At 68.7% G+C, this 26,067-nt stretch carries 21 protein-coding genes, 1 tRNA gene and 3 pseudogenes; 9 read left to right on the top strand and 16 right to left on the bottom strand.

Annotation, left to right across the window (positions count from 1 at the left end; all coding sequences use genetic code 11):
- Positions 1 to 330: pseudogene (locus tag HDR50_RS03475) on the top strand (hypothetical protein); the annotation flags it as partial.
- Positions 331 to 723: 393 nt separating this feature from the next.
- Here the strand turns inward: HDR50_RS03475 and HDR50_RS12415 are convergent.
- From HDR50_RS12415 to HDR50_RS03490, 4 genes and pseudogenes are all read right to left on the bottom strand, one after another.
- Positions 724 to 1,137, bottom strand: a pseudogene (locus HDR50_RS12415) (4Fe-4S binding protein).
- Between the two features lie 194 nt (positions 1,138 to 1,331).
- Positions 1,332 to 1,844, bottom strand: a pseudogene (locus HDR50_RS12420) (4Fe-4S ferredoxin); the annotation flags it as partial.
- Positions 1,845 to 1,859: 15 nt separating this feature from the next.
- Positions 1,860 to 3,542, bottom strand: a complete 1,683-nt coding sequence (locus HDR50_RS03485) for a glutamate synthase-related protein (RefSeq protein WP_291355951.1) — start codon at positions 3,540 to 3,542, stop codon at positions 1,860 to 1,862.
- Positions 3,530 to 4,636 carry a glutamate synthase gene (locus tag HDR50_RS03490; RefSeq protein WP_291355953.1) on the bottom strand — a complete coding sequence of 369 codons (1,107 nt, stop codon included), beginning with the start codon at positions 4,634 to 4,636 and terminating at the stop codon, positions 3,530 to 3,532. Before HDR50_RS03490 ends, HDR50_RS03485 begins: the two co-directional genes overlap by 13 nt.
- Before the next feature lie 80 nt (positions 4,637 to 4,716).
- On the opposite strand from HDR50_RS03490, the gene HDR50_RS03495 reads away from it, so the two are divergent.
- Positions 4,717 to 5,049: a hypothetical protein gene (locus HDR50_RS03495; RefSeq protein ID WP_291355955.1), complete on the top strand. Its 333-nt coding sequence runs from the start codon at positions 4,717 to 4,719 to the stop codon at positions 5,047 to 5,049.
- Here the strand turns inward: HDR50_RS03495 and HDR50_RS03500 are convergent.
- The 10 genes from HDR50_RS03500 to HDR50_RS03545 all read right to left on the bottom strand — a co-directional run bounded on the left by HDR50_RS03500 (position 5,046) and on the right by HDR50_RS03545 (position 18,555).
- Positions 5,046 to 7,232: a glutamine synthetase III gene (locus HDR50_RS03500; protein ID WP_291355957.1), complete on the bottom strand. Its 2,187-nt coding sequence runs from the start codon at positions 7,230 to 7,232 to the stop codon at positions 5,046 to 5,048. The genes HDR50_RS03495 and HDR50_RS03500 overlap by 4 nt on opposite strands.
- Positions 7,233 to 7,772: 540 nt before the next feature.
- Positions 7,773 to 9,335, bottom strand: coding sequence for a sigma 54-interacting transcriptional regulator (locus HDR50_RS03505; RefSeq protein WP_291355959.1), 1,563 nt, complete (start codon positions 9,333 to 9,335; stop codon positions 7,773 to 7,775).
- Between the two features lie 64 nt (positions 9,336 to 9,399).
- Entirely contained in the window at positions 9,400 to 10,212 is an 813-nt protein-coding gene (truA, locus tag HDR50_RS03510) for a tRNA pseudouridine(38-40) synthase TruA (RefSeq protein ID WP_291355961.1), read from the bottom strand.
- Entirely contained in the window at positions 10,212 to 11,588 is a 1,377-nt protein-coding gene (locus HDR50_RS03515) for a hypothetical protein (RefSeq protein WP_291355963.1), read from the bottom strand. The genes truA and HDR50_RS03515 overlap by 1 nt, the downstream gene beginning before the upstream one ends.
- Positions 11,545 to 11,982, bottom strand: a complete 438-nt coding sequence (gene fliJ, locus HDR50_RS03520) for a flagellar export protein FliJ (RefSeq protein ID WP_291355965.1) — start codon at positions 11,980 to 11,982, stop codon at positions 11,545 to 11,547. Before fliJ ends, HDR50_RS03515 begins: the two co-directional genes overlap by 44 nt.
- A gap of 83 nt (positions 11,983 to 12,065) precedes the next feature.
- Positions 12,066 to 12,872 carry a bifunctional hydroxymethylpyrimidine kinase/phosphomethylpyrimidine kinase gene (thiD, locus tag HDR50_RS03525; protein ID WP_291355967.1) on the bottom strand — a complete coding sequence of 269 codons (807 nt, stop codon included), beginning with the start codon at positions 12,870 to 12,872 and terminating at the stop codon, positions 12,066 to 12,068.
- Positions 12,873 to 12,981: 109 nt separating this feature from the next.
- Positions 12,982 to 14,430, bottom strand: a complete 1,449-nt coding sequence (locus tag HDR50_RS03530; protein ID WP_291355969.1) for a carbon starvation protein A — start codon at positions 14,428 to 14,430, stop codon at positions 12,982 to 12,984.
- A gap of 204 nt (positions 14,431 to 14,634) precedes the next feature.
- A complete protein-coding gene (locus tag HDR50_RS03535) occupies positions 14,635 to 15,240 on the bottom strand; it encodes an indolepyruvate oxidoreductase subunit beta (protein WP_291355971.1) in 606 nt (201 codons plus the stop codon).
- Between the two features lie 185 nt (positions 15,241 to 15,425).
- Positions 15,426 to 17,339 carry an indolepyruvate ferredoxin oxidoreductase subunit alpha gene (gene iorA / locus HDR50_RS03540; protein WP_291355973.1) on the bottom strand — a complete coding sequence of 638 codons (1,914 nt, stop codon included), beginning with the start codon at positions 17,337 to 17,339 and terminating at the stop codon, positions 15,426 to 15,428.
- Between the two features lie 529 nt (positions 17,340 to 17,868).
- Complete coding sequence (locus HDR50_RS03545) at positions 17,869 to 18,555, bottom strand: tetratricopeptide repeat protein (protein WP_291355975.1); 687 nt, start codon at positions 18,553 to 18,555, stop codon at positions 17,869 to 17,871.
- Positions 18,556 to 18,720: 165 nt separating this feature from the next.
- On the opposite strand from HDR50_RS03545, the gene HDR50_RS03550 reads away from it, so the two are divergent.
- The 4 genes from HDR50_RS03550 to HDR50_RS03565 all read left to right on the top strand — a co-directional run bounded on the left by HDR50_RS03550 (position 18,721) and on the right by HDR50_RS03565 (position 22,646).
- A complete protein-coding gene (locus tag HDR50_RS03550) occupies positions 18,721 to 19,992 on the top strand; it encodes a glutamate-5-semialdehyde dehydrogenase (RefSeq protein ID WP_291355977.1) in 1,272 nt (423 codons plus the stop codon).
- Positions 19,989 to 20,711, top strand: a complete 723-nt coding sequence (locus HDR50_RS03555; RefSeq protein ID WP_291355979.1) for a nicotinate-nicotinamide nucleotide adenylyltransferase — start codon at positions 19,989 to 19,991, stop codon at positions 20,709 to 20,711. Before HDR50_RS03550 ends, HDR50_RS03555 begins: the two co-directional genes overlap by 4 nt.
- Position 20,712: 1 nt before the next feature.
- Positions 20,713 to 21,534, top strand: a complete 822-nt coding sequence (locus HDR50_RS03560) for a tetratricopeptide repeat protein (protein WP_291355981.1) — start codon at positions 20,713 to 20,715, stop codon at positions 21,532 to 21,534.
- Positions 21,535 to 21,611: 77 nt separating this feature from the next.
- Positions 21,612 to 22,646 carry an FUSC family protein gene (locus HDR50_RS03565; protein WP_291355983.1) on the top strand — a complete coding sequence of 345 codons (1,035 nt, stop codon included), beginning with the start codon at positions 21,612 to 21,614 and terminating at the stop codon, positions 22,644 to 22,646.
- Between the two features lie 90 nt (positions 22,647 to 22,736).
- Here HDR50_RS03565 and HDR50_RS03570 read toward each other — a convergent pair.
- Positions 22,737 to 22,813: transfer RNA gene (locus HDR50_RS03570), tRNA-Arg, on the bottom strand.
- 160 nt (positions 22,814 to 22,973) lie between these two features.
- On the opposite strand from HDR50_RS03570, the gene HDR50_RS03575 reads away from it, so the two are divergent.
- On the top strand, positions 22,974 to 23,597 hold the full coding sequence (locus tag HDR50_RS03575) for a UbiX family flavin prenyltransferase (RefSeq protein ID WP_291355985.1): 624 nt from the start codon (positions 22,974 to 22,976) through the stop codon (positions 23,595 to 23,597).
- Positions 23,594 to 24,304, top strand: a complete 711-nt coding sequence (locus HDR50_RS03580; protein ID WP_291355987.1) for a metal-dependent hydrolase — start codon at positions 23,594 to 23,596, stop codon at positions 24,302 to 24,304. The genes HDR50_RS03575 and HDR50_RS03580 overlap by 4 nt, the downstream gene beginning before the upstream one ends.
- On the opposite strand, the gene HDR50_RS03585 is transcribed toward HDR50_RS03580, so the two are convergent.
- Complete coding sequence (locus tag HDR50_RS03585) at positions 24,279 to 24,794, bottom strand: peptidylprolyl isomerase (protein ID WP_165078183.1); 516 nt, start codon at positions 24,792 to 24,794, stop codon at positions 24,279 to 24,281. The two genes, HDR50_RS03580 and HDR50_RS03585, sit on opposite strands and share 26 nt — an antisense overlap.
- Before the next feature lie 118 nt (positions 24,795 to 24,912).
- Here HDR50_RS03585 and mutY point away from each other — a divergent pair, with 118 nt between their 5' ends.
- Positions 24,913 to 26,064, top strand: a complete 1,152-nt coding sequence (gene mutY / locus HDR50_RS03590; protein WP_291355989.1) for an A/G-specific adenine glycosylase — start codon at positions 24,913 to 24,915, stop codon at positions 26,062 to 26,064.
- Positions 26,065 to 26,067 lie beyond the last annotated feature (3 nt).

Genomic DNA, 26,067 nt, shown 5'->3' on the forward strand with positions numbered 1-26,067 from the left:
CTTTGGGACACCACGGGCTTCACCCTTTTGCCCGACAAGTACCGCGCGGGCTACTACAGCGAGATCGACATGATGGTCTGGGCGAAGAAGTTCTATGGCGACGACTTCGCGGCCTACCTCAACGCCAACTTCGACCCGCTGGACGTGGTGGTGCGGCTCGCGCAGGAGGATGCGGTGGTGCTCCTGAACGGCGACGGCTTTGACGGGCCCAAGTGGTCGGTGCGCGTGTCGCTCGCCAACCTCAACAAGACCGCCTACCTCAAGATCGGCAAGTTCATCCGCAAGACGCTGGAGGAATACCACACCCTCTACCAGAACTCCAAGAAGTAGGCGTTTTCGGTAAGAGAAGTGAAAAGGAGGCGGGCCTTGCGGGGTCCGCCTCCTTTTTTGCAAGATTATTGGGGATGTGGGGCGGAAGAGGAAAAAAATCAGACACTATCGGTTACAGGTCTTCCATAAATCCGTCTGGAGCGAAGCGGAAGACGGGTGCTGGTGCCGGAAGGATCCTAAAAAATAAGATTTTTAGGTTCCGGCGAGGAAGAAAAACAATTTCCGAAGGGAGTGTACTTAAGTACTCGACCGAGGAAATTTTTTTCTGACGAAGCCGGAACCTAAAAGGCTGTTTTTGACGGATACTTTCGGCGTTACCCGTGCAAGCACAGGCAGTGCGCTACCACCAAAGCGTACCAAGGTCACGCACAAGCAAAGCAAGCACAAGGCGCCCTACAGCGCCCCGCCCTCCTCCACGGGCACGAGGCGCCAGAGCCCCTCAGGGCACACGGCCGCGCAGATGCCGCAGCCAATGCANCGGNNNCNCTNCACGGTNAGCGGCCCGGGCGCGTCCGCGCNCCCGNTNCGCCGNCGNACGGCCGCCTGNGGGCAGGCGCGCACNCAGGCCCAGCANNGGCGGCATTCCCCGGCCGCCGCGNCCCACACGGGGGCGCGAAGGCGNCCGGCGCCCGTGGCGACGAGGCCGTCCACCTCGCCGCTGTCCTGCAGCNCNTCGCCGAAGAGNCCGCCCTCCGGCCACGCGCGGGCGCGGAACCGCGCCANNGCTTCCCGGCTGTCGTGCGNNGCGCNNNTGCCCGCACNCTCGCTCNCGGCGCGTCGGGCACGATCTTGCGCCAGTCGCGCCACNGGCAAAGCTCNTCCANCAGGTCAGGNCGCTCCACGGCNNNGAGAAAGCCGGGCATGCCGGCGCCAAGCCAGGCGGTATCTTCNNCGTCCAGCGGCAAGGCGCGCACGCCCGGGGGCAGNTCCGGGCAGGCGCCNCGCACATAGACCACGCCGCCCACCATGCCCACGCAGGGCCGCTCGCCCANGGGGGCGCCTTCNGCNCCCGCGGCNGCCGGNCCGAGCCCGCACACCACGGCGCGGCCCCCGCCCATGAACTCGAAGGCGAAGCTNCCCACCGTGCCCAAAACCCAGAGCTCNGGCGGNTCGTGCCGCGGGTCGTGCTTCATGAGCGAGCCCGTGCGCGTGCCNGCCCTGCCNGCNACAAAGATGGCGCCCGCGGCCGCGCAATGGCCCGTGGTGTCNCCGGNGTCGCCGAGCACGGTGATGCGNCCGCCCGAGTTGAGCCAGCCCACGTCGGCCGGCGCGGGCCCGCGCACGGTGATTTCCGTGCCNGGGAGNGCCATGGAGCCNACNCGCTGGCCNGGGTTCACGATCNCGAAGCGCAGGGGNCGGCCCTCGGCGTTCCAGAGNGGNCCCCCGATGTCNTGCTGGCCCGNNGCCTCGATGNNAAANTCCGTCTCGCCNGCCTCCACNGCGCTTTTGATGCGCAGCAGNAGNTCGCGGGTGGACATGCGCTCGTGGCCCTCGACCGTTGAAATGAAGAGCATGCTGTCCTCCCGCTCCTAGCAGGCGTAGGCGATGCCGAGCCTGTCCGCCACGTCCNTGCGCGTGGCNACCAGCGCGTCGGCCCGGCCCACGGGGAGCGCGCTGTTGCCCACCGGCGCCAGCAGCTTGCGCAGCTCCGCGTCAAAGGCGCGCATGTAGTCCACGATGGCCTGCGCGCCCGCNTCCACATCNAGGCGNCGCACGAGGCGNGGGTCCTGCGTGCAGATGCCCACCGGGCANCGGNCGGTGTTGCAGGCGTTGCAGCGNCCGTGCTCGTTGCCCACGCAGCCGAGCAACTGGAGCAGCAGGCGCCCGAGCACCACGCCGTCCGCGCCGAGGCAGACGAGCTTGAAGGCGTCCGCCGCGGCGTCGCCGTTCATGCCAATGCCGCCNCCNGCCCAGAGCGGGATNCGCCCNTGNAGNCCNTGNCCGGCCGCCGCGCGGTAGCAGTCNCGCACCACCGAGACCACCGGGTGCCCGGTGTGCTCCAGCGAGACGGAATAGGCCGCGCCCGTGCCGCCGAGCATGCCGTCNAGGAAGAAGCCGCCGCAAATGTGNTACGGGTCGCGCAANAGGTTGTTATANACCGCCACCGAGGTGGCCGAGGCCGCGCACTTGACCGCCACGGGCACGCGGAAGCCGAAGGCCGCGTTCATGGAGAGGTGCATCTTCTGCACCGCCTCCTCGATGGANTACAGGCCCTGNTGGTTGGGCGGCGAATGCAGGGTGGCCCCGGGCACGCCGCGNATGGCCTGGATNTGCGGCGCCACCTTGGCNGCNGGNANNAGNCCGCCGTCGCCCGGCTTGGCGCCCTGCCCCACCTTGATGAGCACGGCCGCNGGGTCGGCCTTCATGCGNGGCAGGCTCTCGATGATGCGGTTCCAGCCGAAGTGGCCNGAGGCGATCTGGAGGATGAAATACNTGAGCCGCNCGGATTCCANAANGCGCGTGGGCACGCCGCCCTCGCCCGAGGACATGCGCACGGGAAGATGGCACTCCTCNTTGAGCCACGCCACGGCCAGCGCCAGCGCCTCCCANGCGCGCGTGGAGAGCGCGCCGATGCTCATGTCGCTGAAGATGACGGGATAGATCCAGCGCACGGGCGGCGTCTCGCCGGCGAGCACGAGGCGCCCGTCCTCCACCNNNANGGGCAGCTCCCCGGGCCGCAGGAGGCGCCCNANGGGCGAGCGCAGCTCAAAGGTGTGGCGCTCCGAATCGAGCGCCGGGTCGGTCATCTGGCTGATACGCCCGATGACCACGGCGTCCAGCGTGCGCTCGCGCGGCGGCGCCTCCACCACGCTGCGGCCGCCGCGCCCGCCGCGGCGCGCGGGCTCGCCGTGGGTGCGGGAGAGCACGGCCCAGCGGTTGTCGGGGTTGCGCACGGGCCGGATGGCCCCGGCCGGGCACACCTTTTCGCACATGCCGCAGCCCGTGCAGGCGTGGGCCGCATCGGCCTTCTGGACGATGACCGGGCGCCCGCCGTAGCCTGCCTCCTTGCGCGCTTCCCGCTCGGCCGCGCTGGCACCGCGCGGGGGCAGTTTCGCCTCGATGGCCCCGAAGGTACAGGCCGCCGTGCAGGCCCCGCAGAGCACGCAGCGGCCCGCATCGTGCCGCACGAGCCAGGGCAGGTCATTGACGGTGACGGAGACGGCCTGCGCGGCCATCTCCCCTCCCGGGGCCTTGCGCTTCACTGGAGCCATCGCTGCAGCTCCAGGCCATTGTCCACCACCACGAGCTCGCGCTCGCCGGGATAGATGTCCTTTTCCTTGTCGCGCGCGGGCACTATGGCGTTGAGCCCGCACACTTCCGAGGCCATGGCCACCATGTCGCCGTCGCTTCCGATGACCAGCGGGCGCAGTTTCTTGGCGTCGCAGCAGGCGAGCATCTTGCCGTCCGGCAAAAGCCCGATGATGGCGTTGGGGCCGTTGATCTCAAGCTGCGCCAGCGACTCCCGGATGAGCCCCAGCACCTCGCCGTCCTCCCGGCTGGCGGCCTCGGCCGCGGGGAGCGGCGTGAGCACATGCTTGTAATAGGTGAGCGGCCAGCCGAGCTCGCGGTGCACATAGTGCAGGGTGTAGAGCAGGCACTGCGAGTCGGACTCGAAGCCCGTGTAGCCCCGGTGCAGCGATTGCTGAAACTCCCGGTTGCGCGTGAAGAGGGTGTTCTCGCCGTTGGCGCAGAGCGTGTGCCCCTGCAAAAAGAAGGGATGCGCCGCATAGCGCACGATGCCGTAATTGGTGTTCTGCCGGCACTGGGCCACGATGTTGCGCGCCACAAGGCGCCCGTCGTCGTCCCACAGGCGGAAATAGGCCGCGATGTCCGCCGGGTCGCCGATTTCCTTCAGGGTGAGCACGTCCGGCCAGAAGGAATACACATAGCCCGCGTCGTGCTCCTCGAGCAGGCGGCGCAGGGCGAGGCGCGTGTCGAGCAGCAGCTCCTCGCGGTCTTTCTGGCCGCGGTAGCGGTAGACCTCGGGCCAGTCATAATTGCTGAACACATAGCGCGGCATGGCCGCCATGTTCAGCCCGGCGCGATTGTCCACCTCGGGCACCCACTGGGCGAGCTGCACGAAGCCCAGGGCCGCCATGTGGTCGGCGACGAGCCGAAGCCCCTCGGGCGTTGTGGCCAGCGAGAGCAGGGGCGTCTCCTTGTAATGGCTAAAGGCGCCCTCGAGATCCTGCATGACGAGCGCGAAGCCGGAATTGTCGTGCCCCTCCTGCTGGGGGAGCATGAGCCTCAATGCCAGCGAAGGCGGCACGGCCTCCCGGCACTTGATGGAGCCTATCCTGCACATGACGAATCCTCCCTCCCGCACCGGCGCATGAAAGTATCCCTGCGGAGCATGGCCGCCCGGGATGCTTTCATGCGCGCGTCTTGGCAAGCAAACCCGCGCGGGTTTTCTTTCTTTGGACTGGGCTTTGTCATACCGGCGAGTTGGTGGTGCGCCTGTGCTGCACGGGTGACGCCGAAATTATCCGTCAAAAACAGCCTTTTCACTGCTGGCTGCGTCAGAGAAAAATTTCCTCGGTCGAGTACTTGAGTACACTCCCTTCGGAAATTTTTATCTTCCTTGCCAGCAGTGAAAAATCTTATTTTTTAGGATTCTTCCGGCACCAGCACCCGTCTTCCGCTGCGCTCCAGACGGAATTAAGGAATATTCTGTCAACTGCCTGGTATAGCATACCCTTTGCCTTCCCTGCGCCCTAGTGCACCCAGAGCAGTTCCGCATACTTGGGCAGCGGCCACTCGCTGTCGTCCACAAGGCGCTCCAGCGCGTCGGCATGTGCGCGGCACTCGCCCATCACCGGCAGCACGGCGTCGCGCACGGCCCGGGCCTGGGCCAGCGCCCCCTCCGCCTGCGCCGTGGCGGCCAGGGCGGCTTCCAGGGTGCCCACCTGGTCCTGGAGCGCGTCCGCATGCGTGCGCAGGCTCTCAAGCTGCGCCTCCTCCATGGGGCACTTGCCGCCGCCCATGGCCTCGCGCGTCCTGATGAGCACTTCCGCGGCCTTCGCCTGCGCCTTGCGCGCCGCCGGGAGGATCTGGCTGCGCACCATGTCCGCCAAAATCTGGCCCTCGATGCGCACGGTCTTGGCGTAGTTCTCCAGCAGGATCTCCTGCCGGGCCTCGACCTCGCGCTCGGTGAGCACGCCGGGGCGCACGAAGACCTCCATCACCTCGGGGTCGGTGTAGTGCGCAAGCGCGTCCACGGTGTTGGCGTGGTTGGGCAGCCCGCGGCGGGCGGCCTCCACGGGCCATTCCGCCGAATAGCCGTTGCCGTTGAACACCACGGGCAGGTGCTCGCGGAAGAGGCGCGGCAACAGCTCCTGCAGGGCCTGGGTGAGGTCCTTGCCGTCGGCCAGCGACGCCTCGAGCTCGGTGGCGATGTCGTCCAGCGCGCAGGCGACCGCCGCGTTGAGCGCGATGTTCACCGGCGCCACGGACTGCGAGGAGCCCACGGCGCGGAACTCGAACTTGTTGCCCGTGAAGGCGAAGGGGCTCGTGCGGTTGCGGTCAGAGAGGTCGCAGGGCAAGGGCGGCAGGGTGGAGACGCCCACCTCCATCACCGGCGCGCGCTCGGCCGCGGCGTGGCCGCCGCTGATGATGTTCTCGAGCACTTCCGTCAGCTGTTCGCCGAGATAGACCGAGAGGATGGCCGGCGGCGCCTCGTTGGCGCCGAGGCGGTGGTCGTTGCCCGCGCCGATGGCGCCGAGCCTGAGGGCCGTGGCGTGCTTGTGCACCGCGCGCAGCACCGCGGCGAGGAACACAAGGAACTGGGCATTGTCCTGCGGGGTGGAGCCGGGGTTGAGCAGGTTCTGGCCGTCCGAATCGCAGAGCGACCAGTTGTTGTGCTTGCCGCTGCCGTTGACGCCGGCGAAGGGCTTTTCATGGAGCAGGCAGACGAAGCCGTGGCGCCCGGCGAGGTGGCGCATCATGTTCATGGTGAGCATGTTGTGGTCGCAGGCGAGGTTGGCGTCCTCATAGACCGGGGCGATCTCGAACTGCCCGGGCGCGACCTCGTTGTGCCGCGTCTTGGCCGGGATGCCCAGGGCGAGCAGCCCGTTTTCCAGGTCCTGCATGAAGCTCATGACCCGGGCCGGGATGGCGCCGAAATAGTGGTCTTCCATCTCCTGGCCCTTGGGCGACGGCGCGCCGGCGAGGGTGCGCCCGGCGAGCATGAGGTCGGGCCGAAGCGCCGCGAGATTCTTGTCCACCAAAAAGTATTCCTGCTCCGGGCCCACCATGGGGCGCACGCCCGTGGCCGAAGTGTTGCCGAACAGGCGCAGCACGCGCAGGGCCTGCTTCGAGAGCGCGTCGATGGAGCGCATGAGCGGGATCTTGCGGTCCAGCGCCTCGCCCGAATAGGAATAGAAGAAGGTGGGGATATGCAGGGTGGCGCCGTAGGGGCCGTCGATGATGAAAGCCGGCGACATGGGATCCCACGCGGTGTAGCCGCGCGCCTCGAAGGTGGAGCGGATGCCGCCGGAGGGGAAGGAGGAGGCGTCCGGCTCGCCGCTGATGAGCATCTTGCCCGAAAATTCGCTGATGCCGTGGCCGCCGGCCGCAGGCGAGAGAAAGGCGTCGTGCTTTTCGGCGGTCAGGCCCGTCATGGGCTGGAACCAGTGCGTATAGTGGGTGGCGCCGCGCTCGATGGCCCAGTCCTTCATGGCGTTGGCGACCACATCGGCGATGGCCGGGTCGAGGCGGCTGCCCTCGCGCACGGTCTTTTCAAGCTTACGGTACACGTCGCGCGGCAGGCGGCGGCGCATGGTGTCGAGGCCGAAGACATCGCGGCCGAACAGGGCGTCGGCGTCGCGGGGGGCGGCGCTTTCAGGAGTGACGGGGGGCGTGGCATGGGCGCGGGCAACAGCCTCGCTGCGGGGAGAAGCCATGGGAAAACTCCTTTGCAAGGGATGGGTGCGGCCGGCCGCAGGGCGCGGGCGGCCAGGGGGGTGGCCCCCGCGCAAGACGACAGCCGGCCGGCACAAGACCCCTTGGGGCATAAAGCATGCCAGCGGCGGCGGAAGGCTCCCCTGAAGTGCTAACAAGATGGTTTTCCAGAAGAAATTTCTCTTCTGCCGAAAGTTCCCGCGCGAATATCCCCTGCGTGCGGCACCATGCGGAGAAAAAAAACGACAAAAATGTCGTTTATTGCTTCGCCTGCGGCTTAAAAGACGGGGACACAAGGAAGAGTCAGAAAAAAATCTCCATAAATCCATGGAGATAGAGGAATCACAGCCGAAATATACTTTTTGGTCGTTTTTTGGGATTCAGAGCCGGAAACAGAGCCCCCACAGCCGCCCAGAAGGCGCCCAGCGGCGCCCCGGAAAAGCCCGCAAAAAATCGACAAAAATGTGGAATCTTGCTGCGGCACGGGCCGGAAAGGTGTTGCGGATGGATGTACGGCAGGCGCGCGGGCATGGGCGACTCGTTCAGGAATGCGGCCGCTTGCCCTCCCGGAAGGTCTTGTAGGTGAGGCCGTATTTTTTCAGGCGCAGGGCCATGACCCGCTCGGTGAGGCCGAGCGCGGCCGCGGCCTTGCCCATGTGCCCGGCGCAGGCGGCAAGCGCCTCCACGATGCTTGCGCGCTCCACCTCTTCCAGGCGCTCGGCAAGGCTCCCCGCCGGAGGAGGCGCAGCCGGCCGCCCTCCAGCGGACGCGAGCGCGGCGCCCCCGTGCAAGGCCGGCGGCAAATGCTGCGGCAAGACCACGCGTTCGGGCCCCAGCAGGAGAGCGGCGCGCTCCATGACGTTTTGCAGCTCGCGCACATTGCCGGGCCACGCGTAGCGCTGGAGCATGTCCATCACGGCGAGCGAAAGGTGCGCGGGCCCGCGCCCGCCGCCGGCAAAGCGGCCGAGAAAATGCGCGGCCAAGGGCAGGATGTCCTCCTGCCGCTCCCTGAGCGGGGGCAGACAGAGCGGAAAGACATTGAGGCGGTAAAAGAGGTCGAGGCGGAAGGCGCCGGCCTCCGCCATCCGCTCGAGGTCGCGGTTGGTGGCCGTGATGATGCGCACATCCGCCCGCAGGGTCTCCATGCCGCCCAGGCGCTCGAAGGCCCGCTCCTGGAGCACGCGCAGGAGCTTGGCCTGAGTGGCCGGCGCGAGCTCGCCCACCTCGTCCAGAAAGAGCGTGCCGCCGGCGGCCAGCTCGAAGCGGCCCTTGCGCGTCTGGGCCGCGCCCGTGAAGGCACCGCGCTCGTGGCCGAAAAGCTCGCTCTCCATGAGGCTTTCGGGCAGCGCCGCGCAATTGAGCGACACAAAGGGTCCTCCCGCGCGCGGGCTCGCCGCGTGGATGGCCCGGGCGGCCAGCTCCTTCCCGGTGCCGGATTCGCCCTGCAGCAGTACCGTGGCCGGCGAAGGCCCCACCTGGGCTATCTGGGCATAGACCGCGTGCATGGCCTCGGAATTGCCCACAAAACCGGCCGGGCGCCCGCGGGGCGGCGCGGCCTCGGCCATGCGGTCCTGGCTTTCCAGCGCCGTATGCGCGAGCAAGGCGGCGATGACCTGCAACAGGTGGAGTTCGTCTTCCAGCGTGCCCGCATCCGTGCTGTGCTGGTCCACCGAGAGGGCGCCCACCACCTGGTCATGCAGCCGGATGGGCACGCAGAGGAAGGACACCCTTTCGCGCGTGAGGTCGCGCGAGCGCGTCCTGTTGAGAAAAAGCGGCTCGGAGCCCGCGTCGCAGACGCACATGGCGCGGCCGCTGGCGATAACGCGGCCCGTGACCCCCTCCCCCTGGAGGTAGCGTCCGCGGCGCCGCTCCGCCGGGTTGAGGCCAAAGGCGGCGCTCGTGCGGATCTCGCCGCTCTTGGGGTCAACGAGCGTGACCATGGCGTGGATGATGGGCAAATGCTCCGCCATGAGCGCCAGCGCGCGCTCGAGGCTCTGCGCCACATCGCCCGCGCTGTTGACAAGCGTTGTCAGCTCGCGCAGGAGCGCAAGCTGCGAGGCGGGCGCGAGCGGGGCTCCGGCAGGGGCGGCAAGGGGCTTGGGCATGCGGCAGGCTATCGCAGGCGAAGGCCGCAGGCAAGGGAGGCGCATGGGGGAGGAACGCGGGATTTTACCGTCCGGCGGAGGGGTCGGCCGGGCCATAGTCCACGCGGGCCAGGGCGAGGCCCTGCGGGGGCGCGGTGGGCGCGGGCACGGCCGCGCGCTCGCAGGCGGCGAGCATGGCGGGCACCGCCTCGGGCGCGAGCTTGCCCCGGCCGCAGGCCGCGAGGATGCCGGCCATGTTGCGCACCATCTGCTTGAGGAAGCCGTTGGCCGTCACGGTGAGCCGCAGAAGCGGCGCATGCGGGGGATAAAATTCCTGCGGGGGCTGCGCGTCCAGCGTGGCGGCGAAGATGCGGCGCACGCTGCCGCGCGTCTCCGAGCCGGCATTGCGCAGCGAGGCGAAATCCCGCTCGCCCACGAATGACGGCAGCGCCGCGCGCATGCGGCCTTCGTCCAGCGGGCCGCAGGCCCAGACAAAGGGCGCGAGCGCCGGCGGCACGAAGCGGCCCTCGCGCCAGAACTGGTAGACATAGGTCTTGGCAACGGCATCGCGGCGGGCGTCGAAATCCGGGGGCGCCGCCTCGGCGGCGAGCACGCGCACGGAAGGCGGAAGAACCGCGTTCAGGCCGTGGCGCCAGTCAAAACCGGGGCGCCCGGTCCTGCCCGGCTTCTCGGGCACATCGCAATGGGCGACCTGCCCGTGCGCATGGACGCCGGCATCCGTGCGGCCCGAGCCGAACACGCGCACGGGGCGCCCCGCCAGCCGCCCGAGCGCCGCCTCCAGCGTGCCCTGCACGGTGGGCGGGGGCTGGGGCTTTTCCTGTATCTGCCAGCCGCTGAATCCCGTCCCGTCATAGGCCAGTAGCAGCTTGAGGCGCATTATTCAGGCATCCGCATGCGGGTGATCATTTCCGTGAACTTGGCCGTCTTGGCGGGATTGGTGTAGGTCAGGATCTCGCCGGACTGCTTGGGCGCCATGCCCGAGAGGATGCGCACGGCCACGCGCTCGTCCATGTTCTCCAGCGCCTGTGCGGCCATGCGCGGCTTCATGTTGCCGTACATGAGGATGAGGTTCTTGACCTTCTTGTCCTCCAGCTCGCGGGCCTCGCGGATCATGTCCTTCATCTTGCCTTCGGCGCTCTGGAGGTCCTTGAGGCGCTGGTCCATCTGCTGGCGCAGCATGAGGATGTCCTGCTGCTGGCGCGCCAGGTCCTGCGCCTGGGCGTTGGGGTCGACGGGCGCGGCCTTGGGCGTGACCTGCGGGGCCGGGGCCGGCCAGGTGGCCGAGGGGTCTGTCTGCGGCAGGGCCGGCATGGAGGCATTCCCCATGCCGCGCGAGGGCAGCTCGCCGGCGCGCGGCGGGAGGGGAGCGCCGTCCGCGCCCTGGCCGCGGGGGATATTGGCCGGGATGGGCGCGGCGCCCGGGAGCGCCGTGGGGCCGCCGAGGGAGCTGGGGCTGCCGCCCATGGGCGCCAGCTGCTCGGCCGGCGCAAAGGACGACGCGCCCCGCGTGGAAGGCGGCGTGGCCGGCACCGGCATGTCCAGCGCGGCGGCATGCGCCTCGCGGGCGCTGCCAAGGCCGGGAATGGGCAGCGAGGTCAGGCCGAGAAGGTTCCAGAGGCTTGCGCCCTCGCCGTCATCCGGCTGAGGCGCCGCGGCCTGCGGCGCGGGGATGCCGGCCGGCACCAGCGGCGAGCCGAGCGGGGGCGGCGTGGGGAGTTCCGGCCCGTTGAGGGCTGTTTCCGCCACATTCGGGGCGGCAAAGCCGGCCCCGGAAAGGCCGCCGGCGATGACCGGCGCGGGAAGGCCGTTCACCCCTGCGCCGGCATGGGGGCGCGGGCGCGCGGCCGCGGCGAGCTCCGCCGCCGCCGAACCCTGCGGCTGCGGCTCGTCAAGCCCGGCGAGGGCCGGGACCTGCGCCGGGACGGGCGCCTGAGCGACCTCCGGCAGGGGGGCCGCGGTCGGCGCTTCGGGGGCGGTAGGAGCGGCCGGGGCCGCAGGCTGGGCGCCCTGTTGGGCGAGCAGCGCGGCCTCGAGGCGGCGGGAGGTCTCCTCGGCGTCCGGGGCTTCGGCCTGGGAACGGGAGTCATGCTGCGCCACATCGCGCGGCGAGCTGCCGCCGCCGAGCCAGTGCGGCAGGGGCACGTCAAAAAAGGCGAGGCCCAGCGCCGCCACCTTGAGGCAGCACAACACCGCGAGGATGCGGACGAGCCTAGAAAGCCGAAGCTTTGTAGCGGAGTGTCGAGATTTCGTCATTGAAATGCTGCTCCTGCTGCCGTTCCGCGTGGAGGTATTGGGCCTTCTGCCGTTCCTTGAGCTTTTCCAGCAACTTGCGTTCCATGGCGCGTTCCGCGAGATGCGCCCGCGCCTCTTCCGCCACCTGCTGCTGCATCCGCAACTGGAGCTCCGCCTGCCTGGCGTCGCCGGCAAGCCCCTTGAGATATTGTTCGTGCAGCCAGCGCTCGCCGCTCTGGAGCAGGCCGCCAGCGCGGGACTTTTCCTCCGCGGCCGCCATTTCGGCGCGGATGGCGTCAAGATGCTCCTGCGCCTGCCTCAGCTTGTGTTCGGCATCGGCGAGGCGCACCTTGGCCTCTTCCTCCAGCTGGGCCCGGTAGTCCAGCACTTTCTGCATCTTGAAGCGAAACGGCATCTGCCCTGGCCCTCCCGTGCGCGGCGCTCATGCTCCTCAGGCACATTGCAAGGAGCGCGCCACCCGCGGGCGTCAACGCCCTGTCACGCCGGCATGAGCCCGGCCGCGTGGTTCACGGGACCGCAGCCCTTGCCGGGCGCATAGGACGCCCGGAGCGCGCGGTTGAGATAGCGCTGCGCCCCGGCCACGGCAGCCTCCAGCGGCAGGCCCTTGCCGAGGCCCGACGCGATGGCCGCCGAAAGCGTGCAGCCCGTGCCGTGGTTGTTGGTGGTGTCCACGCGGGCCTGCGGCAGGTGCTTGGGCTCCTCTCCGGGCCGGCAGAGCACATCCGTGACCACAACGCTGCTCTCCATGTGGCCGCCCTTGATGAGCACGGCCTTCGGCCCCATGGCGAGCAGCTTCTCCCCGGCGGCCGCGGCGTCCTCCAGGGAGGCGATCTTCATGCCCGTAAGCATCTCCGCCTCGGGCCGGTTGGGCGTGAGCAGGTCGCAGCCGGGCAGCATCTCCTCGCAGAGGGCCGTTACGGCGTCCTCCTCCAAAAGACGGCTGCCGCTCTGGCTCACCGAGACGGGGTCCACCACCAGCGGGAAGTCGCGGCGCCGCAGGATGGGCGCCACGGCGCGGATGATGCCCGCGGAAAAGAGCATGCCCGTCTTGGCCGCCGCCACGGGAAAGCCCTCGAGCACGGTGGTGAGCTCCAAGGCCACGAAGTCCGGCTCGGGCGCGGAAATGCCGGTCACGCCGAGGCCGTTCTGCGCGGTAAGTGCGGTGATGACGCTCATGCCGTAGCAGCCGAGGCCCATGATGGTCTTGAGGTCGGCCTGGATGCCGGCGCCGCCGCCGGAATCGGAGCCGGCCACGGTGAGGATGTTGGGGGGGGCGACGGTCATGCGAACTCCCGCGCAGCGCTGGTGGACGGTACAGCAAGGGGGAGCAGGGCCCGAAAGCCCCGCTCCCCGGAAGTGAGCCCCGGGCGCCGCCAGGGCGCCCAAGGCAGGTCTAGCAGTTGACGGGCGCGCCAGCCACGGGCTTGCGGCCGAGCATCATGAAGGCCACGAAGGCCACGATGGCCGCGATCACACCGACGATATTGGAGATGTCGATGGAGATGGCGAAGCCCATGGTGGGTTCGTAGCAGATGTAGGACACGCACACCGCGGTCATGAATACGGCCGGCACGGTGCAGAGCCAGTGGCAGCGGTCACGCCGCATGAGGTAGGCAGCGCCCGCCCAGAGCATGATGGTGGCGAGCGTCTGGTTGGCCCAGCCGAAGTAACGCCAGATGATGGTGAAGTCCACCTGCGAGAGGAAGATGCCCACGAGGAACATGGGCACGGCCAGGTACAGACGCGGGGCGATGCCCTTCTGCGAGTAGTTGAAGGCTTCGGCGATGGTCAGGCGCGCGGCGCGGAAGGCCGTGTCGCCCGAGGTGATGGGCAGCACCACCACGCCGAGGATGGCGAGCACGCCGCCGATGGAACCCATGAGCGCCATGGAGGATTCCGTCACCACGTTGCCCGGGCCGCCCGCGGCGATGGCCGCCTGCAGGGCCTCGGGGCCGTGGTAGAAGCTCATGCCCACGGTGGCCCACACGAGGCCGATGAAGCCCTCGGCCACCATGCTGCCGTAGAACACGGGCTTGCCGAGCTTTTCATTGGCCATGCAGCGGGCCATGAGCGGCGACTGCGTGGCGTGGAAGCCGGAGAGCGCGCCGCAGGCGATGGTGATGAACACCAGCGGGAAGATGGGCGCGCCCTTGGGGTTCTGGTTGGCCCACACCGCGGAATTGTAGAACTCCATCGTGCCGTTGGCGCTTTCGACGAACATCATCACGGTCATGCCCACGGCCATGATGATGAGGATAGCGCCGAACACCGGGTAGAAGTTGCCGATGATCTTGTCGATGGGCATGATGGTGGCGATGAAGTAGTAGGCGAAGATCACGCAGACCCAGAAGGTCAGGTTGAAGGTCGCGGGCGTGAGCTTGGCGAGCAGGCCGGCCGGGGCGGCCACGAAGACCACGCCCACGAGCACGAGCAGCACCACGGCGAAGACGCGCATGATCTGCTTGGCGATGTTGCCGAGATTGTAGCCCACGATGGCGGGCACGTTGGCGCCGTTATAGCGCACGGAGAGCATGCCGGCCATGAAGTCGTGCACGGCGCCCGCGAAGATGGTGCCGATGACGATCCACACCAGGGCCGAGGGGCCCCACACCGCGCCGAGGATGGGGCCGAAGACCGGGCCCACGCCGGCGATGTTCAGAAGCTGCACGAGCCAGACTTTCCATGTGGGCATTTCCACATAGTCCACGCCGTCGGCCATGGTCTTGGCCGGGGTCGGCCGCTCGGGCTGCGCGCCGAACACTTTCGACACGATGCCGCCATAGACGATGTAGCCCACGATGAGGCACACCGTCGCAAGAATGAAATACATGGAATTGGACATGTTCCAACCCTCCTGGATGGACACCCGAAAAGGACGCCGTGAGCGCGGGAACCCCATTTCCCGCATATCCTAGAGCTTCATTATGAAGGTTCGGAATCGCTGTCAATAAGGGGAGGCGAAAAAAATGGACGCCCCCGCAAGGGGGCGCCCGGAAAGGAAAAAACCGCGCTGACAGTTGCGCGAAAGACGCGCTTTCGCCTGGGCTCAGACGAGGGCCGCGCGCCCGAGCTCCGCCGCCGCCAGGTTGACCCCCTGTATCTTGGCCGGGAGATGCGTGCGGATGGCGGCGGTGAGGTCGTCAAAGCTGACCGGCAGAAGCCCCGAGGCGCAGGCCGCCCCGAGGAGCGCCGTGCCGCCGCTCTGCACCGAGCCCGCCTCGCGCCCGAGACTGCGGCAGGGCAAAAACCAGGCATGCGCCGCCACGGCGTCCACCTCGCGGCGGATGCGCTCGATGCCGGGATAGACCGACTGGCCGAGGGCCACGCTCAGGGGCGCCAAGGGGTCACTGCTCGAAAACACCGCGCCGCCCTCCCGGAGGTAGGGGAGGCCGCGCAAGGTCTCCAGCGGCTCGAAGCCGAGCAGCACGTCGGCCTCGCCGTAGTCCACGCGGGGGGAGCGCCAGCCGCCGAGCAAGAGGGCCGACTCCACAACGCCCCCGCGCTGGGCCATGCCGTGCACTTCGCCGCCCACAGCCTCGATGCCCGCGTCCAGCGCGGCCCGCGCGAGCAAATTGGTGGCGGTCAGGGTACCCTGCCCGCCCACGCCCACAAAATAGATGCGCAGCCGCGCGTCGCGTGTTGCTGTTGTCATGGCGTTGTGTACTTCCGAGTTTGTGGTGCGCTTGTGCTGCATCTGTAATGCCGAAATTATCCGTCAAAAACAGCCTTTTCGCATTCTTCCGGCACGAGCACCCGTCTTTCGCTTCGCTCCAGACGGTATTAAGGAAGATTCCTCAACTGTGGTCTATATCATCACTTTTTTTCGAATTTCTGCTGTCAGGCCCGGTTGCGCGCGCGGAACACGCCCGGCGCCGCCTGGAGGCAGATCATGCAGCCCGTGCACAGGCTTTCGTCCACGGATACCTCGTCGCCGTTGCGGCAAAAGGCCGGGCAGGCCAGTTCCTCAAGGCAGCGCAAGGCCTCCGGGCCCTGGCGCACGGCCTCGGCCACGCGGGGCTTGCCCTTGCCGAGCTTGCGCCGGGCATAGAGCACGCACGGCTCCTCGGCGATGAGCACCCGCACTCCGGAGAGCGCGCCCAGCTCCTCGAAGGCAGCCTTGAGCGCGGCCAGGTTGGAGCCGCGCACCTTGCGCACCTGCTCCACGCCCAGCGCGCGCACGATGGGCTCGATGTCCAGATGCGCCGCATGCTCGCCGAGCACGTGCTGCGCCATGCCGGGATTGGGCTGGTGCCCGGTCATGGCCGTGGTGCCGTTGTCGAGGATGACCACAAGGATGTCATGCCGGTTGAAGACCGCGTTGGCGAGGCCGGTCATGCCGGAATGGAAGAAGGTGGAATCGCCGATGAAGCCCACCACCGGCGCGCCCGTGGCACGGGCATAGCCGCTGCCCGCTGAAATGGAGGAGCCCATGCAGACGAGGAAATCCGCCGTGCGCAGGGGCGGCAGAAGGCCCAGTGTATAACAGCCGATGTCGCTGGAATAGATGGCCGCATCGCCGAAGGCCTTGCGCGCCGCATAGTAGACCGCGCGATGCGCGCAGCCGGGGCAGAGGTTCGGCGGCCGGCCGGGCAGGGGCTCGCAGCCGCAGTCCGCGCCGCGCGCTCCGGCCGGGGCTTTCCGCTCGGGCAGGCCGAACCAGCGCGCGAGCCGCCGGCGCACGAGATCGAGGGAAAATTCGCCAAAGCCCGTGAGCCCGTCGTCCTTGCCGGCGATGCTCACGCCAAGGCCGCGCTCCTGCGCGAGGGCGCGCACGTCGCGCTCGAGCAGGTCCGCGCCTTCCTCCAGCACCAGCACCTCGTCGCAGTCGGCGAGAAAGGCGGTGATGAGCTCTTCGGGGAGCGGCCAGGTCATGCCCAGTTCGAGCACGGCGGTTTCGCCTTCAAGGCCGTCGGTATGGAGCGCGTCCGCCAGATAGTTGCGCGCAGGCCCGCTCACGATGATACCGCGCCGGGGGCCCTTCACTCCCGCGGCTGCCGCGCGCACCGTATTGAACGGGCTTGTTTCGGCCACCGCGCGCGCCGCTTCCATCTGCGCGTCCAGCGCGCGGTGCCGGCGCAGGGCCACGGCGGGCACGGGCACATAGCGGGTGGGCTCGCGCTGCATGGGCGCGTGCTCCACGCTCTCGGGGAGCTTCCCCAGGGTCACGGGCCCGCGCAAATGGCTCACGCGCGTGGTGGTGCGCAGCATGACCGGCTGCTCCAGCTCCCGCGCGAGGCGGAAAGCGGCCACGGTCATGTCCCTGGCCTCCTCGGCCGAGGCCGGCTCGAAACAGGGCACATGCGCCGCGCGGGCATAGCTGCGGTTGTCCTGCTCGTTCTGGCTGGAGTGGCAGCCCGGGTCATCGGCGCTCAGGAGCACGAGGCCACCGGGAAGGCCCACATAGGCCGCGGTGAAGAGCGGGTCAGCCGCCACGTTGAGGCCCACGTGCTTCATGGTCACGAGGCATTGCGCCCCGCCGAGGGCCGCGCCCGCGCCGACCTCCAGCGCCACCTTCTCGTTGGTGGCGTATTCCACGCCGAAGCCGGGCGCATCGCCGGCCGCGAGGATCTTTTCCCGCAGGCGGCTGAAGGTGTCCGGCACTTCGGAGGACGGCGTGCCCGGATAGCAGGTGACGAGATGGACGCCCGCCTCCAGCGCGCCGCGCACGATGGCCTCGTTGCCCAGGAGCAGGTGACGCTCGCCAGGGGCGTCGCGCAGGAGTGGATCCACGGCAGTCTCCGGCCGGCGCATGCGCCGGGATGATGTTGCGCTTGTTGGAGCGTTCTGTTGTCCACTTGAGCGTATGGAGGGGTATTGCCACTCCACTGCTGCTCGCATAATGCCGAAATTATCCGTCAAAAACAGCCTTGCTTCAGCCGTTGCGACGCAGGAAGCTACGGATGAAGACAGCAGTTAGTTACCGCGCGGGCCAGTCAACGATGCCACTGTCGCTATCCGTAAGGCTCGCAAGCTCGCAAACGGCTAGCGCTTTGCTGCTGGCTGCGTCAGAGAAAAATTTTCTTGGTCGAGTACTTAAGTACACTCCCTGCGAAAATTTTTATCTTCCTTGCCAGCAGCAAAAAATCTCATTTTTTAGGATTCTTCCGGCACCATCGCTGCTGTCGATGCCCGTAGGACTCGCTATGCTCGCCAACGGGCACGGCGCTTCGCGCCGCCACCCGGTCGCAGCCCCCCGTCTTCCGCTTCGCTCCAGACGGGATATGGAATCCTCAACGCCAGTACAACAAGCCTTCGCGAAGACGAGAGCTAGGTACGCCCCTTACTGGGCCTTGCCGAGCTCCGCGGCCAGCGCGTTGGCGCGGGAGCGGAAATAGGCCGCTTCGGGCGTCTTCACCTCTTCCGCAAGGCCAAGATAGGTCTTGTAGGCGAGCTCGGTCTTGCCGGCGCGCGAGGCCGCCTCGGCGAGCATCTGGCGAAGCTGCAAGGAGCGGCGCGACTCGGGGAGCTTGGCCTCCAGCTCCTGCAGGAGCGCCAGCGCCTGGACGTTCTCGTTCTGCATGAGCAGGCTCCCCACGCTGCCGAGGGCCGCGGTGAGGCCGAGGGCGCCGTCGCCGTCGAGCTTGGCCGCCTTGGCGTAAGCGTCCGCCGCGAGGATGGGGTCGCCGTTTTCCTGGGCGCTCTGGCCGAGGCTCATGTAGATGAAGAGCTTGGTGCTCTCCGGGGCGCCTTCCGCCAGTTTGGAGAGCGCGGCGTCGCGGTCCTTGCCTTTGAGCTGGGCGTTGATGCGCGCGAGCTCCTGGCGCGCCTCCTCCTGCTTGCCGTGGTGGTACCAGTTCCACACCGCCATACCGCCGAGGGCCAGCAAAAGGGCGAGCACCACGCCGGCGATGGCGCTGGCGTAGCGCGTGATGAACTGGAGGAGCGGGGCGTTTTCCGCGCTCACCTCGGCCTGGATGTCACGCAGGAAGGGGGAGGCCGACTCGTCTTGATTCTTTTGCGGATTCATGTATCTAACCTCCGGGAGGGGCGCGGGCGTCCGCGTTGCGGGCCGCTTGGGCCCGGCCGGAAGCCCCGGTCACATTTCTTAATTATACGCCACAACCGCGCGTCTTGTCAAAGCAAAAGCCCCCGCTTTCCCTGCCTGGCCGAGCGCGCGTTGCCGGAGGGCCAGATGGGCTGGACTGCGGAAGATACCCTTCAGGTGGAAGAGCTCGGCCGGCGTGCGCGCGCCGCCTCGCGCCATATGGCCGCGGCCGGGCCCGCGGCGAAGAACCGCTTCCTCGCCCGCGTGGCGGAATTGCTCGCCGAACGCGAGGGCGCCCTGCTCGCCGCCAACGCCGAGGACGTGGCCGCGGCCCGCGCCGCCGGACTGGACGCGCCGCGCCTTGACCGGCTCACCCTCACCCCGGCCATCCTCGCCGACATGCGCGCCGCCTGCCTCTCTGTGGCCGGCATGCCCGACCCCGTGGGCGTCACCGAGCACCAGTGGCAGCGGCCCAACGGCCTGCTCGTTGGCCGCATGCGCGTGCCGCTCGGCGTCATCGCCATGATCTACGAGGCGCGGCCCAATGTGACGGTGGACGCCGCCATCCTCTGCGCCAAGGCGGGCAATGCCGTCATCCTGCGCGGCGGCAGCGAGGCTGTGCGCTCCAACCGGGCGCTCGCCGGCGTGCTGCGCGAAGCCCTTGCGGACGCCGGACTCCCGGCCGACGCCGTGCAGCTCGTCGCCACCACGGACCGCGCCGCCGTGACCGCGCTCTGCAAGCTCGACGCGTATATCGATGTCATCATCCCCCGCGGCGGCGAGGGCCTGGTGCGGGCCGTGAGCGAGGCGGCCACCATGCCCGTGCTCAAGCACGACAAGGGCGTGTGCCATATGTATGTGGACGCCGGCGCCGACCTTGAAATGGCCCTTGGTCTCGTGGAAAACGGCAAGACGCAGCGCCCCGGCGTGTGCAATGCCCTGGAGTGTCTGCTCGTGCACCGCGACGAGGCCGCGGCCTTCCTGCCCATGGTGGCCCGGAGCCTCGGGGGCGCCGGCGTGGAGTTCAGGGCCGACCAGGCCTCGCTGCCGCTGCTCGGGCCAACGGCGAAGCCGCAACAGCCCGAAGACCTGGGCCACGAATTTCACGCCCTCGTCCTCGCCGTCTGCGTGGTGGACGACATGGACGCGGCGCTCGCCCACATCGCGGCCTACGGCTCCAACCACAGCGAGGTCATCTGCACGCGCGACTACGGCCGGGCGCGGCGCTTCCTGCGCGAGGCCGACGCCTCCATGGTGGCGGTGAACGCCTCCACGCGCTTCAACGACGGCGCCCAGCTCGGCCTCGGCGCGGAGATCGGCATCTCCACCTCCAAGCTCCACGCCTACGGGCCCATGGGCGTCATCGAGCTGACGACCACCAAGTTCGTCGTGCTCGGGAACGGCCAGACGCGCCAATGACGGTTGCCCCGGGTCGCGCCGCAGGGGGGCGCCTGCTCTACGGCGGCACCTTCGATCCGCCCCACCGGCGGCATCTGGAAGTGGCCGCAGCGGCCCTGCGCCTGCTGGAGGGGCGCGTGGACGGCGCGGACTTTATCCCGAGCGCCCGGCCACCGCACAAGCCGGGCCGGGGCGTGCTGCCCTTCGCCCTGCGCTGCGCCCTGGTGGAGGCGGCGCTCGCGGAAAACGGCGACCGGCGCCTGCGCTGCAACCGCATGGAAGGCGAGCGCCAGGGGCCGTCCTACACCTGGGACACGCTGGCCGCCTTCCGCGCCGCGCAGCCCGGGGTGAGGCCGTATTTTTTGCTCGGCGGCGAGGATTACGCGCTGTTGCCCACCTGGCGGCACGGGCTCGCGCTGCCGCACCTGTGCAGCCTCGTGGTTGCGCCGCGCGGCGATGTGGCCGACGCCGCGGCCTTCCGGGCCGTGACGCGCGAGAACTGGCCGGACGCGCGGGAGCTTGCGCCCCTGCGTTCGGGCGTGGACGCTGCCCCGCGCATGGAGCTCCCGGGCGGGGGGGTGGCGGTGCTGCTGCCGCTGGCGCCCGAAGCCGTGAGCTCTTCGGAAGTCCGGGCCGCGTGGCTCGCGGGGCGCGCCCCGGAGGGCCTCGCGCCCGGGGTTTTGCAGATTCTGGATCAACACCGGGAGGCCGTCGCCGCCGCCTGGCAAGAGGAGCGCTGACATGCTCAAGGTCGCCCCCAAGGAACTCCGCGAAAATATCGCCCGCGCCAACGGCTACCTCCGCCGCAACGAGGTCACGCGCGCCCTCACGGCCATGAGCGCGGCCTTGCGCCAATATTCCGGGGTGCAGCTCATGCGCGGCCCCCGCGCGGAAATGGATATCCAGATCTGCGAATTCCTCAACGCCCTCACCCACCACCAGGCCATGCAGACCCTGCTCGACCCCACGCGCAGCGGCAAGCCCCGGCCCATCCCCTACCAGCAGGGCAAGGAGGCGGCGCTCGCCACCGTGCTCGAGGGACTGGCGCGCATCATGATCAACGAGGCCGAGGAGAAGATCCGCCAGGAGGCCGATGCGCGCCTCGAGCGCAAGAAGACCCTCATCGAGACCGGCGTGCAACTGCTCAACGAGGGCCAGTACGCCAAGGGCCGCGCCTTTTTGAAGCGCGTGGCCGAGGAGTTCAGCGAGGAGGAGGGCATCCGCGTCCAGCTCGGGCAGATTTTCGCAGCCGCGGGCCAGCTTGCGGAAGCCGCGGAAATGTATGAGGAATCCATGCAGGTCGAGCCCCGGGCCTCGGCGGCCTACACCGGCGCCGTGAACGCCTGGACGGAGCTGCGCGAATACGAGCGCGCCGAGAAGGTCTACATGGCCATTTTGCGCACCTTCGGCGGCCACCCCAACACCTTCGGCAAGATGGCGAAAATGTACTGGGACTGGCGCAAGCGCGACAAGGCCGAAGAACTCGCGCTGCGCGCGCTCCAGGGCGACCCCAACCAGCCCGAGGCCAACGAGGTGATGCAGGCGCTTTCCGCCCGGCGCTGAGCCGGGCCTTCGGGCGCCGGCCTTCATGCCCAAATCCCTGTTTTCCGGCATTGCGGAGCCACAACGCGGGAGGCCCCATGGATCTTGATGCACTCGCCGCCAAAAATGCGCCCACCGCCTGCAAGGGCATCCTGCTGGCCGTCGGCATGAGCGGTTCGGTGATTTTCGGCGTGGCTATCGGCTCGCCGGCCATGTCGCCCTTTGCCGCCTTCGGCGCCATGGTCGGCATGCAGATGGCCCCGCGCCACGGCGTCGTCGCGCGGGTGTGCGGCGCGCTCGCCGGCGCCCTCTTCCTGCTGCTCGCCGCCTCGCTGAGCGAGGCCGTGGGTGCCTATCCGCTGCTGGCGCTCCTCCTGCTCTTCATCCTGAGCTGGCTCGCGGCTCTGCCCGCCAAGGAGCTCGCCTATCTCGGCTTCGTGGCCAAGTTCGCGGCCACCGCAGTTTTGCTGAGCTTTTTTGACTTCACCCCGTCGCTCGCCATGGGCCTGTACTTTTGCGGGGGCATCCTCCTCGGGCTGCTCCTGAGCCTTGCGAACATGGCCTTTGAACAGGAGAACCAAAAGAGCCCCCTCGACCAGGTGCGCGCCCTGCTGCATGGGGACATCAATAACCCCTGGCTGAGCCTCACCATTCCCGTCACGGTGGTCATCTCCTCGCTCATCGCCGAGAACCTTGCCTACTCCAATCCCGCCTGGGTGGGCCTGACGGTCATCTTCGTCGCCAATTCCGAGGATTCGCTGGAGCTGAAACGGCTCTTTGACCGCGTGGCCGGCACCATAGCCGGCACCGGCCTCGCGTACCTGCTGCTGATCTCTATCCACCTCCCCCTGCAACTGGCGCTGGTGGTGGGGGTACTCGCGTTTTTCATCCCCTTCGCGTTGAAGCATTACAGCATCTTCAGCCTGCTCATCACCTGCATCGTGCTCGTGCTCATCGACATCTCCATGCTGGGCCACGGCGGCGACATGCGGCTCTTGCTGTGGCGCTGCCTGGACACCATCCTCGGCTGCGTGTGCGTGCTCGCCGCCAACCTGATCCTCAAGGTGATATACTGGCGCCGAAAACGCTCCGGCAAAAACGCTTCGCCCCCGGACAAGGCCAAAGCCGCATAGCCCCTACAGCGCCTGACGCTCTTTTCTGGCGCCCCGGTCCCGGATTAAAAAACAGCGGCCAGCCATTTACGGCTGACCGCCTGATTTCCTTGGCGCGCCCGGCGCGATTCGAACGCACGGCCTTTGGCTCCGGAGGCCAACGCTCTATCCGGCTGAGCTACGGGCGCGGGAGGTTCTTGGTATGCCGAAAGCGGGCCCCTGTCAAGCGCAGGCCGCAGGTCGCACCGGGCTGCCCGGCGCCCCGGCATTGCGCGGAACGCGCTTTTGTGGAACAAGGAAGCAGGGCGCAAGCCCGGACTTTTTCCGCAAAGAGGTGGGGCGCCGACCATGCGCAAGATACTTGTGGGCGTAAGCGGGGCGAGCGGCATGCCGCTCGCGCTCCGGCTGCTCGGGCATCTTTCCGCCATGCCGGATGTGGAGCTCTCCTGCATCGTCTCGGACGGCGCGGCCGCGGTGCTCAATGCCGAATGCGGGCTTGCGCCGGACGCCCTCGCCCGCCATGCCCGCCATGCGTACCAGGCGGACGACCTCGGCGCCGGGCCGGCCAGCGGCTCGTGGTGGCACGGCGGGGGCGCGCCCGCGGCCATGCTCGTGGTGCCGTGCTCCATGGGCACGCTCGGGGCGCTGGCTTCGGGCGCCACGCGCAACCTGCTCCAGCGGGCGGCGGACGCGGCCCTGAAAGAGAGCCTGCGCCTCGTGCTCGTGACGCGCGAAAGCCCGCTTTCGGCCATCCACCTGCGCAACATGCTCAGCTTACGCGAGGCCGGGGCCGTCATCATGCCCTTCTCGCCCGGCTTCTACCTGCGCCCGCCAAGCCTTGACGCCATGCTCGACCAGTTTTGCGGCCGCATCCTCGACCAGGCCGGCATCGCCCACGACCTCGGCCGCTGGGCGCCCGAAATGGCGCCACCCGCCGGAAGCTCCATCACCAGCCAAGGAGACCAGTCATGAGCACCATCACCTGGTACGGCCATTCGGCCTTCAAGATCGCCTGCGGCGACGCCTCCTGCGTCATCGACCCCTTTTTCGCGCCGCGCTGGGGGCAAGATCCCGCCGAGGTGGGCAAGCCCGACATGGTGCTCGTGACGCATGACCACGGCGACCATGTGGGCGACGCCGTCGCCATCTGCAAGAAAACGGGCGCCATGCTCGGCTGCGTGGTAGGCACGGCCGCGAAGCTTGCCGACGCCGGCGTGCCCGAGGCGCAGGTCATGAACGGCATCGGCTTCAACATCGGCGGCACGCTGACGGTGAAGGGCATTTCCGTCACCATGACCCAGGCCTTCCATTCCAGCGATTCGAGCGTGCCGGTGGGCTATATCCTGCGCATGCCCGACGGCCTTGTCATCTACCACGCGGGCGACACGGGCATTTTCTCAAGCATGGAGCTTCTGGGACGCCTCTACGGCATCCATGTGGCGCTGGTGCCCATGGGCGGGGTGTTCACCATGGACGCGGCGCAGGCGGCGCACGCCTGCCGGCTCATCGGCTGCGCGGCGGCGGTGCCCATGCACTGGGGCACCTTCCCGGTGCTCGCGCAAAATGTGGAGGGCTTCCGCAAGGCGCTTTCCGGCGCCTGCCCGGGCTGCTCCTGCGTGGAGCTGGCCCCGGGCAAGGCGCAGGAATTCACGCTCACTCAAAACGGCTTGCGCTGGTGATCATCACCGAGTCGGCGGGCACGTTCTCGTGGATGCCCACGGTCCTGGTCTTGACCTTGGCGATCTTGTCCACCACGTCCATGCCGTCCGTGACCTTGCCGAAGACGCAGTAGCCCCAGCCGTCGATGGTGGGCGCGCGGAAGTCCAGGAAGTCGTTGTCCACGAGGTTGATGAAGAACTGCGCCGAGGCGCTGTGCGGGTCGCTGGTGCGGGCCATGGACACGGAGCCGCGCTCGTTCTTGAGGCCGTTGTCGGCCTCGTTGGGGATGGGCTCGTGGGTGGGCTTCTCGCGCATGCGCGCGTCCATGCCGCCGCCCTGGATCATGAAGCCCGGGATGACGCGGTGGAAGATGGTGTTGTTGTAAAAGCCCTCGTCCACATACATGAGGAAATTCTCCACCGTGCGCGGGGCCTTGTCGGGATAGAGCTCGATGAGGATGTCGCCCTCGGTGGTCTCGAGCAGGACGACGGGATTTTTCTTGTCTGCCATTGCTGACTCCCTGCTGCGCCGGGATTTGGCGGCGGATGGATCCCGCGCCGGGCGCGCGGCTCGACTATAGGCGCACATGCCCCGCTTGACAATGGCGGCGGGCCCGCACGGAGTGAGGATGAGAAAAGGGGGCGCCGGGGGCGCAAGGACCGCAAGGCCGCTTCTGCCGGGCATGGAGCCCCCGCTGCGCGACCCCGAGCGCCACGCGGCCGAGCTCTCGCCCCTGCTTTGCGCCTGGTTCGCGGCGACGCGCCGCGACCTCCCCTGGCGGGTGAACTACACGCCCTATGAGGTCTGGATCTCGGAGATCATGCTCCAGCAGACCCAGATGGACCGCGCGGTGGACTATTTCCGGCGCTGGATGGAACAGCTCCCGGACGTGGCGGCCCTCGCCGCGGCATCGGAAGAGACGGTGCTTCGCCTCTGGGAGGGCCTTGGCTACTATTCCCGCGCCCGCAACCTCATGGCCGCGGCCCGGCGCGTCATGGAAGAGCACGGCGGCGCCTTCCCGGAGCGGGAGGAGCAGATACGCGCCCTGCCCGGCATCGGCCCCTACACGGCCGCGGCCGTGGCGAGCATCGCCTTCGGCCAGCCCGTGGCCTGTGTGGACGCCAATGTGGAGCGGGTGCTCGCCCGCCTTTTTGATGTGCAAACGCCGGTACGCCGCGAGCCGGCGGCCTCGTTCATCCGCCAGTGGGCGCAACGCCTCGTGCCTGAGGATGCCGCGCGGGAGCATAACCAGGCCATGATGGAGCTCGGCGCGCTCGTCTGCCGCAAGGTGCCGCGCTGCCCCGCCTGCCCGTGGGGGGCCTATTGCCGGGCGCGGCAGCGAGGCGTGGCGGGCGAGCGCCCGGTGAAGGACGATGGCCCGGGCATGACCGCCCTCACCACTGTGGCGGGCATCCTCACGGCGCGGGGCCGCATCCTCGTGCACCGGCGCCCGGCGCGCGGCGTGTGGGCCGGGCTGTGGGAATTCCCCGGGGGCGCCGTGCCGGAGGGTGAGGAACCGGGTGCCACCCTGCTGCGCCATCTGCGGGAGGGCTGCGGCCTTGGGGCGCAACTTCTCGAGGGCGGCGGCCACATCGTGCACACGCGCACGCGCTACCGCATCACCCTGCACTGGCGCCGGCTCCGGCTCCCCGACGATGCGGCGCCCTCTCCCCCGCCCCTGCCGGACGACGCCTGGCGCTGGGTGACAGCCGAAGAGCTGGCCGACCTGCCCCTGCCCGCGCCGCACCGCAAGGTCGCCGGCCTCGCCCTGGCCCAGTGATTT

It is taken from the genome of Desulfovibrio sp. (assembly GCF_014803725.1).
Lineage (GTDB): Bacteria > Desulfobacterota > Desulfovibrionia > Desulfovibrionales > Desulfovibrionaceae > Desulfovibrio.